General features: G+C 70.5%; 12 protein-coding genes and 1 pseudogene. 6 read left to right on the top strand and 7 right to left on the bottom strand.

Going from position 1 to position 16,947, the window contains the following annotated elements:
- The first annotated feature begins 225 nt into the window (after window positions 1–225).
- The gene (locus ACH4TV_RS13530; RefSeq protein ID WP_398397441.1) at window positions 226–1,371 is read left to right on the top strand and encodes an aminoglycoside phosphotransferase family protein; all 1,146 of its coding nucleotides are present in this window, start codon (window positions 226–228) and stop codon (window positions 1,369–1,371) included.
- Between the two features lie 215 nt (window positions 1,372–1,586).
- Window positions 1,587–3,566, top strand: a complete 1,980-nt coding sequence (locus ACH4TV_RS13525; protein ID WP_398397439.1) for an N-acetylmuramoyl-L-alanine amidase — start codon at window positions 1,587–1,589, stop codon at window positions 3,564–3,566.
- Window positions 3,567–3,634: 68 nt separating this feature from the next.
- On the opposite strand, the gene ACH4TV_RS13520 is transcribed toward ACH4TV_RS13525, so the two are convergent.
- From ACH4TV_RS13520 to ACH4TV_RS13495, 6 genes are all read right to left on the bottom strand, one after another.
- Entirely contained in the window at window positions 3,635–4,132 is a 498-nt protein-coding gene (locus ACH4TV_RS13520; RefSeq protein WP_398397437.1) for a hypothetical protein, read from the bottom strand.
- A gap of 179 nt (window positions 4,133–4,311) precedes the next feature.
- Complete coding sequence (locus ACH4TV_RS13515) at window positions 4,312–4,554, bottom strand: DUF397 domain-containing protein (protein ID WP_398397435.1); 243 nt, start codon at window positions 4,552–4,554, stop codon at window positions 4,312–4,314.
- A gap of 84 nt (window positions 4,555–4,638) precedes the next feature.
- Entirely contained in the window at window positions 4,639–5,805 is a 1,167-nt protein-coding gene (locus ACH4TV_RS13510) for a thiolase domain-containing protein (protein ID WP_398397433.1), read from the bottom strand.
- Window positions 5,795–6,853 (bottom strand): thiolase domain-containing protein, encoded by a 1,059-nt coding sequence (locus tag ACH4TV_RS13505; protein ID WP_398397432.1) that lies wholly within the window; start codon window positions 6,851–6,853, stop codon window positions 5,795–5,797. Before ACH4TV_RS13505 ends, ACH4TV_RS13510 begins: the two co-directional genes overlap by 11 nt.
- A complete protein-coding gene (locus ACH4TV_RS13500) occupies window positions 6,850–7,812 on the bottom strand; it encodes a Zn-ribbon domain-containing OB-fold protein (protein WP_398397430.1) in 963 nt (320 codons plus the stop codon). The genes ACH4TV_RS13505 and ACH4TV_RS13500 overlap by 4 nt, the downstream gene beginning before the upstream one ends.
- A gap of 244 nt (window positions 7,813–8,056) precedes the next feature.
- Complete coding sequence (locus ACH4TV_RS13495; RefSeq protein WP_398397428.1) at window positions 8,057–8,857, bottom strand: crotonase/enoyl-CoA hydratase family protein; 801 nt, start codon at window positions 8,855–8,857, stop codon at window positions 8,057–8,059.
- 194 nt (window positions 8,858–9,051) lie between these two features.
- Between ACH4TV_RS13495 and ACH4TV_RS13490 the strand changes: the two genes are divergently transcribed.
- From ACH4TV_RS13490 to ACH4TV_RS13480, 3 genes are all read left to right on the top strand, one after another.
- Window positions 9,052–10,671, top strand: coding sequence for an acyl-CoA synthetase (locus ACH4TV_RS13490; RefSeq protein WP_398397426.1), 1,620 nt, complete (start codon window positions 9,052–9,054; stop codon window positions 10,669–10,671).
- Window positions 10,672–10,843: 172 nt separating this feature from the next.
- Complete coding sequence (locus ACH4TV_RS13485) at window positions 10,844–12,922, top strand: sulfatase (protein ID WP_398397424.1); 2,079 nt, start codon at window positions 10,844–10,846, stop codon at window positions 12,920–12,922.
- Between the two features lie 108 nt (window positions 12,923–13,030).
- The gene (locus ACH4TV_RS13480) at window positions 13,031–13,609 is read left to right on the top strand and encodes a cysteine hydrolase family protein (protein ID WP_398397423.1); all 579 of its coding nucleotides are present in this window, start codon (window positions 13,031–13,033) and stop codon (window positions 13,607–13,609) included.
- A 45-nt stretch (window positions 13,610–13,654) separates the two neighbouring features.
- Here the strand turns inward: ACH4TV_RS13480 and ACH4TV_RS13475 are convergent, their stop codons facing one another.
- Window positions 13,655–15,154, bottom strand: coding sequence for an acyl-CoA synthetase (locus ACH4TV_RS13475; RefSeq protein WP_398397421.1), 1,500 nt, complete (start codon window positions 15,152–15,154; stop codon window positions 13,655–13,657).
- A gap of 112 nt (window positions 15,155–15,266) precedes the next feature.
- On the opposite strand from ACH4TV_RS13475, the pseudogene ACH4TV_RS13470 reads away from it, so the two are divergent.
- Window positions 15,267–16,815, top strand: a pseudogene (locus ACH4TV_RS13470) (penicillin acylase family protein); the annotation flags it as partial.
- Between the last annotated feature and the right edge of the window lie 132 nt (window positions 16,816–16,947).

Below are 16,947 nucleotides of genomic sequence, written 5' to 3'. Positions count from 1 at the left end.
CCCAGGTTCTCGGCTGAGTTGACAGTAACCGTCTGTCAGATGCTGAGCGACTATTCGCCAGGGTTCGCCAGGGTGCGCCAGATGGTGTGCCACTGGGCAACGGGTGTCAGGTAGGAAAGCGCCACCCCGACCCGGTCTCCGAGGGACACTCCCCAGGGTGCACCAGGGAGGCCGGGCCGGGTAGCGCATGACCGCCGCAGGCACACGAAGGGATCTGTTTCTCCCATGTACGCAGCATCGTCCTCCGTGTCCGCCCCTCCCCGGTCGCTGCACCCCCGCCCGGGTGGCAGCGGCCCCTACCTCGACCCCGCGCGTCCGGCGGCCCCCGCACTCGGTGCCGGTGCCGGCCGATCGCGACGGCTGCCGGGGATCGGAACCCAGCCGCTCAGCGGCAGACTCGACCTGTCCGGCCCCCAGGGCGCCCAGTTGCGTACGGCGATCGCGTCGGTGCACCGGATCTGCCCGGAGTTCGCCCCGGTACAGGTACTGCGCCGCAGCGGACGCTCGGTGCTGCTGGTCGGGACGACCGGACGCAGCACGGCAGTCGCCAAGTGTTTACTGGATCAGTCCCCTGCCTGGGCCGAGCGGATCCGGCACGAGATAGCCGCATACCGCTCGTTCGTGCGGCACCGCCCACCGGTGCGGGTGCCCCGGCTGATCGCGGCGGACCCGGACAACTGCACGCTGGTCATCGAGCGGATGCCGGGCCGGGTCGCGGCCCTGCACCGGCACCCGGCCGAGGCACCGCCCCGTGCGGACATCAGGGCGGCGCTCAGCGCGATCCGCGGGCTCAACGCCTGGCGTCCGCCGACCGGCACGTTCGGCGCCCCGCTGGACTACGCGGCGCGCATCTCCCGGTATCACGAGCTGGGGCTGCTCACCGACCGGGACATGGGCGACCTGCAGAAACTGATGCACGGCATCGCGCACTCGGCAGGCCGTCAGGGCATGGGCCAGTTCTGCCACGGCGACGCTCTCCTGTCCAACATCCTCCTCTCACCGGCCGGTCCAGTGCTGGTGGACTGGGAGCATGCGGGCTGGTATCTGCCGGGGTACGACCTGGCGACGCTGTGGGCGGTTCTGGGTGACGCGCCGGTGGCCCGACGGCAGATCAGCCAACTCGCGCAGGCGCCGGGACCGGCGGCACGGGACGCCTTCCTGGTGAACCTGATGCTGGTACTGACGCGCGAGATCCGTACGTACGAACTGGCCGTGCAGCGTTCGATGCACGACACGACCCCGGCGGCACCGGGACCGGCCCACCCGGGTGCTGCGCCGTCCGGCGAGGAACAACGGCTGCTGCTGAGGCGGCTGCACGACGACTGCCAGCTGGCCCGACGGGCCGTGCGCGCGGCAGTCGGCACTCGCTGACGGGGACGAAGGCCCGCGATGCGCGCAACCAGCGGCGCATCGCGGGCCTTCGTCATGCCTGCACGCGGGTGGCCACGCAGCGCCCCGCACCCTCATTGACATGGGAAGTCTCCGGTCTCTGGGCATGATTGACGGATCGTCGGGCAGCCGGTACCTCTGACACACGGTTCGGCCCCGCACGCCCCCCACATGCCCGTCCGACCCAGGAGGCCGCCTTGCGAGGATCCGCCGACCCCACCCACCCCACCGACCCCGGACACAGACGCAGCCGCGTGCGCAGAGCCGCCGGAACGCTCGCCTCGGTGGCCCTGCTGCTGCCGCTGCTCGGCGCAGCCCCGTCCGACAGCGGCGCCTCGGCCGCCCGACTGCAGCGCGCGTTCGCATCGGCGGCGGCCGAGTACCACGTGCCGCAGAGCGTGCTGCTCGGCGTCTCCTACCTCCAGTCCCGCTGGGACGCACACGCCGGGGCGCCCAGCGTCACCGGCGGCTACGGCCCGATGCACCTCACCGACGCCCGTACGGCTCTCGCCGACGCCCCGCACCACAGCGAGGGCACGGAGGACGCGCGCGGTGACAGTGCCCGCCCGGCTCTGCACCCCACCACGGAGGTGCCGACGGCGGCCGAACTCCCGCCCCGGCTACGTACGTTGACGAAGGCTGCCGAACTGACCGGTCTGCCGCCGGAGCAGCTCCGCACCGACCCGGCCGCCAATGTGGCCGGCGGTGCCGCACTGCTCGCCGCCGCCCAGCGGGACCTCGCCGAGCCGCTGAGCGCAGACCCGGCGGACTGGTACGGCGCGGTGGCCCGTTTCTCCGGCGCCGACGACAGCGCGACAGCGGCGGCGTACGCCACTGACGTGTACGACGTGATCCGCGGCGGCGAGAAGCGCACGACCGACGGGGGACAGCTGGTCGCCCTCGCGGCGCAGCCCGAACTGGCCCCGGACACCGCCCAGTTGGGGCGGGCCGGGCTGCGCACACTGTCCGCCGAGGGCACCGAGTGCCCGGCGACGGTGTCCTGCGAGTGGATTCCGGCGCCCTACGAGCAGTTCGGCGAGGGCGACTACGGCAATCACGACCTGGGCGACCGGCCGACCGGCCAGAGCATCCGGTACATCGTCGTCCATGACACCGAGGGCGCCTGGGACGGCGTACTCAACATGGTGCAGGACCCGACGTACGTGTCCTGGAACTACACGCTGCGCTCCACGGACGGGCACATCGCCCAGCATGTGAAGGCGAAGGACGTCGCCTGGCACGCGGGCAACTGGTACGTCAACGCCAAGTCGATCGGGCTGGAGCACGAGGGGTTCCTGGCGAACCCGGACGCCTGGTACACGGAGGCGATGTACCGGGCGTCGGCCCGGCTGGTGACGTACCTGGCGGCCAAGTACGGCATCCCGCTGGACCGGCAGCACATCCTCGGCCACGACAACGTGCCGGGGCCGACCACCTCGACGATCTCCGGTATGCACACCGACCCGGGCCCGTACTGGGACTGGCAGCACTACTTCACGCTGATGGGGCGCCCCTTCCAGCCCACTCCGGGCGCGAGCGGCGACAGCGGCGTGGTGACGATCAGGCCGGACTACGCGTCGAACCGGCCGACGTACACGGGCTGCGTCACGGCGGGCCAGGCCTGCGCGGCCCACGGGTCGAGCGAGGTGCGGCTGTACTCGCGGCCGGACACCGCGTCCGCGCTCGTGAAGGACATCGGGACGCACCCCCCGGAGGGCGTCTCGACGATCGGCGTCAACGACATCGGGTCGCGGGTCTCCACCGGCCAGCAGTACGCCGTCGCCGAGCGCCGGGGCGACTGGACGGCGATCTGGTACCTGGGCCAGAAGGCCTGGTTCCGGAACCCGGCCGCGAATCCGACGGCAGTGCGCGCGACCGGTGCGGTCGTGACACCGAAGGACGGTCTGACGGAGATCCCGGTGTACGGGAGGGCGTACCCGGAGGCCTCGGCCTATCCGGCGGGCATCCCGGCGCAGGCGGTCTCGCCGCTGCCGTACAAGCTGCTCGCGGGCCAGAAGTACGTGGCCGGGGAGAAGGTGCCCGGCGAGTACTACTACGCCGTCACCTTCGACACGGCCGCGCACCGGGTCGTGGTCGGCAAGGATCTGTACTACGAGATCCAGTTCGGCCACCGGGTGGCGTTCGTGCGGGCCGCGGACGTGCGGCTGACGGTTTAGCCGAGGACCCCGCGCCTCACAAAAGGGGCGCGGGGCTGTGCTGATGTGCACCCACGTACGCGGAGCGCTCAGCTGGTCTGGAAAAGCTCCGCCGGCAGCGGCTTCAGCAGGGCGTACAGATCGTCCGTGATCGGACGGTCCCAGGCCGCGATGGTCACCAGGACGTTGTCGCTGCGGTCGAACTGCACGCAGGCGATCCGGCTCTCGGAGAGCTTGAGGCGGCGCACGATCAGGAGGTTGTCGCCCTGCATCACCGGCATGTCCTCGGTGCCGACGACGGTGACCTCCTCCTCGTTCTCCAGGGCCAGCAGCAGCTGGGCCACCTCGAACGGGACCTCGCCCTCGGCGAGGTCGCGGGCCGGGGAGCCCTCCGGCAGGTTGCCGATGACCATCGCGGGACCACGGCCGCCGAACAGGTCGTAGCGCAGGAAGACGCCCTGGCAGCTGCCATCGGGGGCGGGCAGCAGGCCCGCGCCCAGATTGCCGGGCCAGTCGCCCGGATCCATGGCCAGAACATCGAAGTCGGGCCCGGCGGGAGTGGCGCTGCGGCGGCGGAGGAACGACATACGGCAATGGTACGGGTCCCGCCGGACCTTCATGTCCCGCGGGCGCCGCTCTCACCCCGGAGGGGTGTCTCCCGACTCGCTGACGCCTAGCCCGGCAGCATCCATGAGCACCGCAGGGGCGGCCCTGTGGTTCCCCGGGGCAGCCCCTGCCGAGGCTTTACGTCACGGTGTAGCCGGTCTCAGGTCAGGTCGAACTCCCCTTCTCGCGCCCCCGACACGAACGCGCCCCATTCCGCGGGCGTGAAAATCAGGGAAGGGCTTTGCGGGCTGCCACTGTTGCGCATTGCGATGAAACCCTCGACAAAGGCGATCTGGACATCCCCCCGCCCTTGGCTGCTGGACTGCCAGTCGGCGTTGCTGAGGTCCAGTTCCGGCTTGTCCCAGCCCGCGAGCGGGTGCTCCTGGATCGTGCTCTCGGCCACGTCCGTGCTCCTCCCGGTCTTCGTCGTCCGCGGTCAGCCTAGCCATCACTTCCTGCCGCCGACAGGCCACGTGAGGGGGATGCTTCAGGAGGTCGGCGGTTCGCTGCCGACGAGCCACATGGAAAAGAACTGGGAGCCACCTCCGTAGGCATGCCCGAGGACCCTGCGGGCCCCGTCCACCTGGTGTTCTCCGGCCTGCCCCCGGACCTGAAGGGCTGCTTCCGCGAAGCGGATCATGCCCGAGGCGCCGATCGGATTGGTCGACAGGACGCCCCCCGACATGTTGACGGGCAGGTCCCCGTCCAGCTCGGTGACCCCGGACTCGGTGAGTTTCCAGCCCTCGCCCTCTGCGGCGAAGCCGAGGTTCTCCAGCCACATGGGTTCGTACCAGGAGAACGGTACGTACATCTCGACGGCGTCGATGTCCCGGCGCGGGTCGGCGATCCCGGCCTGCCGGTACACGTCTGCCGCGCAGTCCCGGCCCGCCCTCGGTGACACGGCGTCCTTGCCCGCGAACAGGGTGGGTTCGCTGCGCATCGCGCCGCCGTGCAGCCAGGCGGGCGGGCGCGGTGCGCGGGCGGCTCCGGCGCGGTCGGTGAGGACCATCGCGACGGCGCCGTCGGACGAGGGGCAGGTCTCGGAGTAGCGGATCGGGTCCCACAGCATCGGCGAGGCCTGGACCTTCTCCAGGGTGATGTCGTGCTCGTGCAGATGCGCGTACGGGTTCTTGAGCGCGTTGCGCCGGTCCTTGTACGCGACCAGCGAGCCGACCGTGTCGGGGGCACCGCTGCGCCGCATGTACGCGCGGACGTGCGGGGCGAAGAAGCCGCCGGCCCCGGCCAGCAGCGGCTGCTGGAAGGGGATCGGCAGGGAGAGCCCCCACATGGCGTTCGACTCGGACTGTTTCTCGTAGGCCAGGGTGAGGACGGTGGCGTGGACGCGGGACCTGACGAGGTTCGTGGCGACGAGGGCCGTGGACCCGCCGACCGAGCCGGCCGTGTGTACGCGCAGCATCGGCTTGCCCACCGCGCCGAGCGCGTCGGCGAGGTACAACTCCGGCATCATGACGCCCTCGAAGAAGTCGGGCGCCTTACCGATCACGACGGCGTCGATGTCGGCCCACGTCAACTCGGCGTCCCCGAGCGCCCGTTGAGCCGCCTCACGCACCAACCCGGCCATGGAGACGTCCCGGCGGGCGGCGACATGCTTGGTCTGGCCGATCCCGACGACCGCCACAGGTTCACTGGACATGCGGGGGCTCCCCTTCGAGTACGGCGACCAGGTTCTGCTGGAGACAGGGCCCGGAGGTGGCGTGGGCGAGGGCCCGGTCGGACTCGCCCCGGTGGATACGGGCGGCGGCCTCGCCGATGCGGACGAGCCCGGCGGCCATGACCGGGTTGGCGGCGAGGGCTCCCCCCGAGGGGTTCACACGCACCCCGTCACCGAGCCGGAGCGCTTTCCGCAGGACCACCTCCTGCGAGGTGAACGGCGCGTGCAACTCGGCGGTGTCGACGGGGCGTTCGAAGGCGCCGGCCTTCTCGGCGGCGAGCCGCGTCGACGGTGAGTCGGTCAGATCGCGGACGCCGAGCGAGTGTGCCTCGATGCGGTGGTCGATGCCCCGGATCCAGGCGGGCCGTTCGCACAGGTGCCGGGCGCGTTCACCGGCCGCGAGGATCACGGCGGCGGCCCCGTCGCCGACCGGCGGACAGTCCCCGGTGCGCAGCGGACGTACCGCATAGTCCCCGTGCGGCACCGAACCCCGCAGCTGGGCATGGGAGTTGGAGCGCGCGTCCGCCCTGCTCCGGGCGGCGACGCCGGCGAGGGCGGGTTCGTCGGCCTCACCCGAGTCGATGAGCGCCTGCGCCTGGAGCGCGGCGAGGGCCACGGAATCCGGCCACAAGGGGGCCACGTAGTACGGGTCGAGCTGCCGGGTCAGGACGTCACGCACCGAGCCGGGCGAGGACTTGCCGTACGCGTACACGAGTGCCGTGTCGGCGTCGCCGGTCAGCAGTTTGGTCCACGCCTCGTAGAGCGCCCAGGCCCCGTCCATCTCCACGTGCGACTCGGAGATCGGCGGCCAGGCGCCCACGCCGTCGAGGGCCATGGTGAAGGAGAAGGCGCGGCCGGCGAGGTAGTCGGAGGAGCCGGAGCAGGTGAAGCCGATGTCGCTGGTCTTCAGCCCGGTCTGGTCGAGAACCTGGTGCAGTACCGGCATGAGCATCTCGACTTCGGAGAGCTCCTCGCTGGTGCGCCGGTGATCGGTCTGTGCGAAGGCGACGACGGCGATCTCGCGTGTCACAGCAGCTCCTTGTACATCTCGTAGTCCGCGTCGGGCTCGCCGGCGGGCCGGTAGTGGTCGGGGTAGCGGCCCCCTTCCGTCCACACCGGCTCGACCCGCAGCCCCATGCGCACCTGGTCGTAGGGGATGCCGCCGATCCGGCCGTGCAAGGCGAGGTCGGCGCCGTCGAGGGCGATGTGCCCGTAGACGTACGGCACTTCGATGTCGAGGTTGCGCGCCTTGATGTTGACGATGCAGTACGTGGTGACCGTGCCGCCCGGGCCCACCTCGACCTGCTCGGAGGTGGCGACGCCGCAGGTGGGACAGGCGCCCCGCGGCGGGACGTACACCTTCCGGCAGGACGGGCAGCGCTCGCCGACGATCCGCCGGTCGGCGAGGGCGTTGATGTAGGCGGTCGCGGCGCGGCCGGGTGAGTAGGTGTAGTCGAGGCGGGCGGGGGCGACGATGCCGGTCACCATGTCCTCGAACTGCCCGTCGTGCGCGGAGGGTTGGCTGCCCTCCGCACTGTCGTGACTGTCGTACGGCTCGAAGCAGGCGATGTCCGTGATGGCGCCGGAGCGCTCCGGCGCCCAGCGGACGCGGACGCGCATTCCGGTGTGCACGGCGTCGGGGCCGGGGGCGTCGAGGGCGTGCAGCAGGGCCGTGTCGGCGCCGTCGAGCCTGACGAGGACCCAGGCGAAGGGGGTGCCGAGGGGCTGGCCGCGACGCGGGGCGTGGTTCCAGGCCCAGGTGGTGACGGTGCCGGTCGGGGCCACCTCGACCAGGTCGCGTATCTCCTCGGCGGTCACCGGGTCGTACTCGACGGGCGGCACGAGCACACGCCCGTCGCCGGTGCGGACACCGAGGACGACCTGTTCGCGCAGACCGGTCAGGAAGGCGCTCTGGACGGGGCCGAGGGAGCGGGTGAAGGGGAATTCGACGACCAGGGGTGCTTTGAGGACTTCGGCTTCGGCGGTCATCCGGGGTGCTCCTTCGCGGGGTCAGGGCCTGTCCGGCGGATCAGGTCGCAGGGAATCGGCGGCGCGTAATCGACGCAGGTGAGCGGGGTTTGGTGCGTCTGGCTGCAAGGCGGAGGAGGGCGTCAACGCGATGGGGGTCCCCCCGCGCGAACGCAGCCGAGCGTGGGGGAGTCGGCAACCGACGACAACGCCGCAGACGGGCGTGCCAAACCCCGTGTCTGCGGCATGACCCGCCGGGCAGGCCCTAAGCACGCCGGTAGACGGGCGGGCGTTTCTCGGCGAAGGCGCGGGTGCCTTCCTTGGCGTCGTCGGTGTCGAAGACGGGCCAGCCGCGTTTGAGTTCGGCGGCGAGACCGTCGGTCTCGGTCAGTTCGGCGGTTTCGTAGACGGACGCCTTGACCGCCTCGACGGCGAGCGGGCCGCAGGCGTTGATCTGCTCGGCGATCTCCAACGCCTTGTCGAGTGCCGTTCCGTCGGGGACGACGTGTCCGATCAGGCCGATCGCTGCGGCCTCCTGGGCGCTGTAGGGGCGGCCGGTCAGCAGCATTTCCAGGGCGTGGGTGCGTGGGATCTGGCGTTGGAGGCGGACCGTGGAGCCGCCGATCGGGAAGAGGCCGCGTTTGACCTCGAAGAGCCCGAAGGTCGCCGACTCGCCCGCGACCCGGATGTCGGTGCCCTGGATGATCTCGGTGCCGCCGGCGACGCAGTAGCCCTCGATCGCGGAGATCACCGGTTTGCGGGGGCGGTGGTGACGCAGCATCGCCTTCCAGTGCAGGTCCGGGTCGGCCTTGAGCCGGTGGCGGTACTGCTCACCCTCCATACCGCTCCCGGCCAGGGCTTTCAGGTCCATCCCCGCGCAGAACGCGCCGCCCGCACCGGTCAGCACGATGGAGCGCACGGCGTCGTCCTCGTCGGCCTCGACCCAGCCGTCGTACAGACCGACCAGCATCGGCAGCGAGAGCGCGTTCTTGGCTTCCGGCCTGTTGAGCGTGAGTACCAGTGTGGCGTTCTCGCGCCGCACGGTGAGGTGTTCCGTGCCACCCATCGACCGTCTCCCCTCTGAAAGAACGAGAACAGGTGAAAGAACGAGAACAGGTTGCAGGAGCGGAGGAAGCACTTCAAGGGTTTTCTGACAGGTAGTCAGATTTCTTCGGCGCGGCCCCTTCACAGTTGGCGCCCCCTTTGCTCTGATGACCGCGAGCCGACAACCGCCAGGGATACCCGGGGTCAGGAGGAGCGGTGGAGTACAACCTTGCCGACCTGTTCGAGTCGATCGTCGACGTGGTGCCCGGCCGTGAGGCCCTCGCCTACCTCGACCACCCCGGCACAGGCGCCGAACGGCGCCTGTCCTACGCGGAGTTGGATGCCGCCGCCAACCGTGTCGCCCACCATCTGATCGACAGCGGGATACGGCCCGGCGAGCATCTGGGCCTCCATCTCTACAACGGGATCGAGTACCTCCAGACGCTGCTGGGGTGCCTGAAAGCGCGGATCGTGCCGGTCAACGTCAACTACCGTTACGTGGAAGAGGAGTTGATCTACCTCTACCGGGACGCCGACCTCGTCGCCCTGGTCTTCGACGCGGAGTTCACGGAACGGGTGGCGGCGGCACGGCCACGGGCGACGGCGCTGCGGCACCTGATCCGGGTGGGGCAACCGGCCCCGGAGTCGGCCGAGTTGAACGCGGTGCCGTTCACCGGCGCCGAGGCCTCCGGGTCACCGGAGCGGGGTTTCCCGGCCCGTTCGGGCGACGACCAGTTCATCATCTACACCGGCGGTACCACCGGGATGCCGAAGGGCGTGATGTGGCGCCAGGAGGACCTGTTCTTCTCGGGTCTGGGCGGTGGCGCCCCGACCGGCGAGCCGGTCAAGTCCCCCCAGGAGCTGGCCGAGCGGGTCGCGGCCGGCGGCGCGGGGATCACCTTCTTCCCGACTCCCCCGCTGATGCACGGCACCTCGACCCTGACCGCGCTCATCGCCTTCAACTTCGGCCAACGGGTGGTGATCCACCGCAGGTTCGCGCCCGAGGACGTGCTGCGCACGATCGAGAAGGAGAAGGTCACGAGCATGTCCCTGGTGGGCGACGCGATGCTGCGTCCGCTGATCGACGCACTCAACGGGCCCATGAAGGGCACGGACTGCTCGTCCATGTTCAGCGTCTCGTCGTCCGGCGCGATCATGTCGGAGACGGTGCGCGCCCAGTTCCAGGCTCTCGTCCCGAACGTCATGCTGCTCAACAACTTCGGGTCGTCGGAGTCCGGCTTCAACGGTACGGCGACGGCGGACTCGGGTCCCGAGCGCGGCTTCCGTATCCAGGTCAACTCCCGTACCCAGGTGGTGGATCCGGCCACCCACGAGCCGGTGCCCGTGGGCGAGGTGGGCCGGATCGCCCAGTGCGGCCACGTACCGCTCGGCTATTACAACGACCCGCGAAAGACGGCGGAGACCTTCTTCGAGAAGGACGGCGAGCGGTGGGTGCTGCTCGGTGACATGGCGACGGTCGACGAGGAGGGTGTCGTCACCGTCCTCGGCCGGGGCTCGCAGTGCATCAACACCGGCGGCGAGAAGGTGTATCCGGAGGAGGTCGAGCAGGCGCTCAAGTCCCATCCGGACGTGTACGACGCTCTGGTGGCCGGCGTTCCCGACGCGAGGTGGGGCAACCATGTGGCGGCGGTGGTGCAGCTGCGCGAGGGGGCGCCACAGCCCTCGCTGGAGGACGTCCAGTCCTACTGCCGTACGCATCTGGCCGGTTACAAGATCCCTCGGCAGCTGGTGATCACCGAGGCGATACAGCGGTCGCCCAGCGGCAAGGCGGACTACCGGTGGGCCCAGGAGGTGGCGGTCGGTGCGGACCGGTAGGCGGAGGCCGCGACTCGCCGGTGGGTCGGACGGGGGCGACAGCGTACTCTGAGCGCGGTCGAACCGGGTGTTTGAACGGAGGGTGACGCAGGCCCGTACGCGAGGTTGGCGGCCCTGCCCTGCGGGCCCGGTGCGCCGTGTCATCAGCGGCTTCGCACGGAAGGACCCACGGGTGTCGCACCTCACGCCCCCTCGTCAACTGCCTCAGACGGACGTGGACGCGCCGGACAGGACCACACCGGAGGAAGCCTCGACCGCTTCCGCGGTGGACGACACCGAGCCCGGCGCCCCGGCGGACATGGAGCCGACGGACGAGGCGACGGCCGGCGCGACGGACGAAGCCACCGGGCCGACGACGAACGCGGAGGCGAAAGCGAAGGCGGACGGGCCCGGAGGCGCACGCCCCGCGCCGGAGGAGACGGCCGCCGACGCGGCCGAGGACGCTGAGGACCGAGCAGAGGACCAAAAGGCACCCGCCGAGGCCCTCGTCCCCCGCCCGGCTTCCGCCGGCGACGAATCCGCCGATGCTGCGGCCTCCGATCCCGCGTCCCCCGAGGAACCCGCCCCGAGCAGCGCCGCCGCCTCTTCCGCCGCCCGTCCCGGCTGGTTCGGCTGGCGCCGTCGTTTCCCCCGCGCCGCACGTGCCGTGCGGGTGGGCGCGAGTGTCCTGGCCGGTGTGCTGGTGCTCGGTGTGCTCCTCGTGCCCAACCGCCTCGATCGGATCACCTTCGAGTCGTTCCTCCGCCTGCCTGTCGAGGCGGTCTTCCTCGCGGCTGTCCTGCTCGTACTGCCGGCGAAGGCGCGGCGGATCACGGCCGCCGGCCTGGGAGTGCTCCTCGGACTGTCCACGGTCCTGAAATCTCTCGACATGGGCTTCTACCAGACGCTGGCCCGGCCGTTCGACCTGGTCTTCGACTGGATCCTGCTGAGCAACGCGGTGGACTTCCTGAAGGACTCGCTCGGTCGCTCGGGTCAGGTACTCGCGGTGATCGGCGTGATCGTCCTGCTGATCGCCGTGCTCGTGGTGAGCGCGCTCGCGATGGTGCGGCTGGCCGACGTGATGGCCCGGCAGCGTCCCGTGGCCGTACGCGGCACGCTGGTCGTCGGCACCGCGTGGATCGTCTGCTCCACCATGGGCGTGCAGGCAGGCGGTGTGGCGATCGCCACCAAGGGCTACAGCCAGTACCTCTCCAACCGTGTGCAGTACGTCCGCGACGGCCTCGGGGACGCCGAGGTCTTCGACAAGCAGCTCACCGTCGACGCCTTCGCCAACACCCCCTCCGACCAGCTCCTGGCCGGACTGCGTGGCAAGGACGTGCTGTTCACCTTCGTCGAGAGCTACGGCCGGGTGGCGATCGACGATCCGACGATGGCTCCGGAGATCGACGCGACGCTCAAGGAGGGCGACGCCAGGCTCACGTCCGCCGGCTTCGCGGCGCGCAGCGGCTGGCTCAGGTCGCCCGTGACGGGCGCCGGCAGCTGGCTCGCCCACTCGACGTTCCTGTCCGGTCTGTGGATCAAGAACCAGCAGCGGTACCGGACCGTGACCACCAGCGACCGCGCCACCCTCACCAGCTACTTCCAGAAGACCGGCGCCTGGCGCACGGTCGGCATCGTCCCGGGCGTACGGAAGGCCTGGCCCGAGGGCAAGTACTTCGGCCTCGACCACATCTACGACTCGACGCACCTCGGCTACCAGGGTCCGTACTTCAGCTGGACACCGGTGCCGGACCAGTTCAGCCTGGAGGCCTTCCAGAAGCTGGAACACGGGAAGAAGGACCGCGACCCGATCATGGCGGAGATCATTCTGGCCTCCAGCCACAACCCCTGGTCCCCGATCGCCCGCATGGTCGACTGGGACGACCTCGGGGACGGTTCGGTCTTCCACAAGATCAAGAAGGAGGGCACGAACCCCACGGAGGTCTGGAAAAGCGGCAAGCGGGTGCGGACCGAGTACCGCAAGGCCATCCAGTACTCCCTGGACAGCCTGATCCAGTGGGTCCAGCGCTACGGCGACGACAACACCGTCCTCGTCCTCCTCGGCGACCACCAGCCCGTCCCCACGGTCACAGGGGGCAGCACCAACAAAGACGTGCCGGTGACGATCGTCGCCCGCGACCCGAAGGTGCTGGACCGCGTCTCCGACTGGGGCTGGACGGAGGGGCTCAAGCCCTCGGCCGACGTCCCGGCGTGGGGCATGGACCAGTTCCGCGACCGCTTCATGACGGCGTACGGCCCGGACACGAAGTAGCGCGAAGTCCGGTCTGCGGCGAGGCTGACAGGTCAGGGGCTGTTGTCAGTGGTCCGTCCTAGTGTGGACGGTGAGAGAAGGATCCGCCGAGGAGACGAAGAGGTTCCCATGACGACTCTGCCCGACCGCCCGAACAGTGCGCTGCTCGTCATCGACGTCCAGAACGCCGTGGTGGACGGCGCCCACAACCGCGACGGCGTGATCGCGAACATCAACATCCTCGTGGACAAGGCGCGCGCACAGGACACTCCCGTGGTCTGGGTGCAGCACTCCAGCGACGAGGTGAAACCCGGCAGCGAAGGCTGGGAGTACGTGCCGGAACTGGTCCGCCGCGACACCGAGCCCGTCGTCCACAAGAAGTACGGCGACTCCTTCGAGGACACCGACCTGGAGAAACTCCTCGCCGAGCACGGGGTGGGCCGGCTGGTCGTCACGGGTGCCCAGAGCGACGCGTGCGTCCGCGCCACCCTGCACGGCGGCTTCGTGCGGGGGTACGACGTGACGCTCGTCGGAGACGCCCACACCACGCAGGACCTCACGCAGTACGGCGCTCCGGCCCCGGCCGAGGTGATCGCGCACACCAACCTCTACTGGCAGTTCCAGACCGCCCCCGGACGCCGTGCCGGGACCGTCAGCACGGCGGAGGCGACCTTCACGGCCGATACCGCTGCCACCAGCGAGGCCTGAGCGCGCGCCCTCCGGGCGGCTACGAATGCCGTCGTCGGTCGGCTGCTAGGAACCCGCGAACCGGTCCCTCAGCTCCCGCTTCAGGATCTTCCCGCTCGCGTTGCGCGGCAGCTCGTCCACGAACACGACCCGCTTCGGCGCTTTGAAGTGGGCGAGCTTCTCGCGGGCGTGAGCGATGAGTTCGGCCTCGGTCACCTCGCCGCGGGGGACGACGACCGCGGTGACCGCCTCGATCCAGTGCTCGTCGGGGAGGCCGATGACGGCCGCCTCGGCGACCGAGTCATGGGTGTAGAGGGCGTCCTCGACCTGGCGTGAGGCGATCAGCACGCCACCGGAGTTGATGACGTCCTTCACCCGGTCGACGACGGTGTAGTAGCCGTCGGCGTCCCGGACGACGAGGTCGCCGGAGTGGAACCAGCCGTCCCGGAAGGCGGCGGTCGTCTCCTCGGGCTTGTCCCAGTAGCCCTCGCACAACTGCGGGGACCGGTAGACGACTTCGCCGGGCGTGCCGTCGGGCACCTCCTCGCCGTCCTCGTCGACCACCCGCGCGTCCACGAACAGCACCGGGCGCCCGCACGAGTCCAGGCGCCCCTTGTGCTCGTAGGGGCCGAGAACCATGGAGAGGGGGCCGATCTCGCTCTGGCCGAAGCAGTTGTAGAAGGCGAGTTTGGGGAGGCGCTCGCGCAGCCGTTCCAGGACCGGGACCGGCATGATCGACGCCCCGTAGTACGCCTTGCGCAGTCCGGTCAGGTCCCGGGTCGCGAAGTCGGGGCGGTTGGCCAGGCCGATCCATACGGTCGGCGGCGCGAACAGGCTGTCGGCCCGGCCGGCCTCGACGAGGTCGAGGATCGCGTCGCCGTCCGGTGCGTCAAGGATGATGTTCGTCGCGCCGGCCGCGAGATACGGCAGCAGGAACACGTGCATCTGCGCGGAGTGGTAGAGGGGCAGCGCGTGCACGGGCCGGTCGCCGGCGCTCAGGTCGAGGGCGGCGATCGCGCTCAGGTACTCGTGCACCAGGGAGCGGTGGGTCATCATCGCGCCCTTGGGCAGGGCGGTGGTCCCGGACGTGTAGAGCAGCTGCACCAGGTCCTCGGTGCGCGACTCGGGACCGTCGTACGGCGGGGTGTCTGGCAGCCGGGCGAGGAGGGAGTCGTCGGCGTCGCGGAGCGGGAGGGTCCGTACGCCGTCGGGGAGCCGGTCCGCGAGGTCGGGGTCGGCCAGGACCAGGGTGCTGCCGGACTGCTCCACGATGTACGCGAGGTCGTCGCCGGTCAGGTGCTGGTTGACCGGGACGTGCACGAGTCCGGCGCGGGCGCAGGCGAGGAAGGCGATCAGATAGGCGTCCGAGTTGTGGCCGTAGGCGCCGACCCGGTCGCCGAAGGCCAGCCCCTCGCCGCGCAACACGCCCGCCGCCCGGGAGACGGCCTCGTCGAGTTCCTCGTACGTCCAGGCCCGTTCGCGGTACTCGACCGCGACGCGTGCCGGAACGCGCTGGGCGCTGCGCCGTACCGCCCCGTCAACCGTGCTCCCGTGTTGCTGCGTCATAACCCATGATCCTGGTTCCGCCACCGGAGGAGGTCAAGCACTGGAGGAGGTCAGCGCACATACCCGTTGGTACGCTCAACCGCTCCTTCCCTCAATGACGTTGGGAGGCACGATGCGCACCCGTTTGAGACAGTTCGTCGTCATGGCCGCCGCAACTCACCGCCACGACAGCTCTGCCCGCCGCCACCGCGCAGAGCCGGGCCGGACAGCCGGCAGAAACATCACAGCAACATCCCTCCCACGGTGGTCTGTCCGCCGTGATCCGCTACACCGAGTACGGCATTCCGCACATCGTCGCGAAGGACTACGCGAACCTCGGCTTCGGCAGCGGCTGGGCGCAGGCCGCCGACCAGGTGTGTGTGCTCGCCGACGGTTTCGTGACCCTGCGCGGCGACCGCTCGCGCCACTTCGGGCCCGATGCCGCACCCGACTTCTCGCTCTCCGACGCCTCGGACAACCTCACCAGCGACCTGTACTTCCGCGGGGTGCGGGACACCGGCACGGTCGAGCGACTGCTCGCCCGACCCACGCCGCAGGGCCCGAGCCGCGCGGTCAAGGACCTGATGAACGGCTGGGCGGCCGGCTACAACGCCTGGCTGAAGAAGAACCGGGTGAGCGACCCGGCCTGCGCGGGCGCCGCCTGGGTGCGGCCCGTGACCGGTCTCGACGTGGCCACCCGCGCGTACGCCCTCGCGGTGCTCGGCGGTCAGGGCGGCCTCGTGGACGCGATCGCCGCCGCGCAGCCGCCGGCCGCGTCCGGCGCCGCTGCCGCCACCGGCTCCGCCCTGCCGGATGCCTCTTCCGCCGCCAAGGGCGCGCGTGAGCTGTTCGGCATCACCGACATGGGTTCCAACGCCGTGGCGTTCAACGGCAGTACGACGGCCAACGGCCGTGGCCTGCTGCTCGGCAACCCGCACTACCCGTGGCAGGGCGGGCGCCGGTTCTGGCAGTCCCAGCAGACGATCCCCGGCGAACTGAACGTCGCGGGCGGGTCGTTGCTCGGCGCGCCGACGATCTCCATCGGGTACAACGCGAACGTGGCGTGGAGCCACACCGTGTCCACCGGTGTGCCGCTCAGCCTGCACCAGCTGAAACTGGACCCGGCCGACCCGACGTCCTATCTGGTGGACGGCAAGCCGGAGCCGATGACGCGCCGGACGGTGACCGTCCCGGTGCAGGACGGCGCGCCGGTCACCCGCACCCAGTGGTGGACGCGCTACGGCCCGGTCGTCCTGTCCCCCGGCGGCGGCCTCCCGTTGCCCTGGACCACGACGACGGCGTACGCCCTCAACGACCCGAACGCGACGAACCTGCGTTTCTACGACACCTCGCTGGGCTTCAGCAAGGCGCGCGGCACTGCCGACGTCCTCGACTCCCTCGACCGGCACCAGGGCATCCCCTGGGTGAACACGGTCGCCGCCGACTCCTCGGGCCACTCCCTGTTCGCCCAGTCACAGGTACTTCCCCGGATCGCCGACGAGTTGGCCGCGGCCTGCTCGACGGCGCTCGGCAGGGTCACCTATCCGGCGTCGGGGATCGCGGTCCTCGACGGTTCGCGCACCGACTGCGCCATCGGCGACGACCCGGACGCCGTGGCGCCCGGTATCTTCGGGCCCGCGCGGATGCCGACGCTGAAGGACACGCCGTACGTCGAGAACTCCAAGACCATGATCAAGGCGTGACTAACGTGCGTCGCTGACCTGTCGGGAGACCCAGCTCCGCCAGTTTAGTGCGAGCTCCTTCGACACGCCCCCCGGTCGAGGCGCCCTTCCGCGGGTTGGCACCGAGCGCGC

Origin of the sequence: Streptomyces sp. NPDC020898, from assembly GCF_044333925.1 — a bacterium.
GTDB lineage: Bacteria > Actinomycetota > Actinomycetes > Streptomycetales > Streptomycetaceae > Streptomyces.
This window is presented reverse-complemented; position numbering and strand designations above follow the sequence as displayed.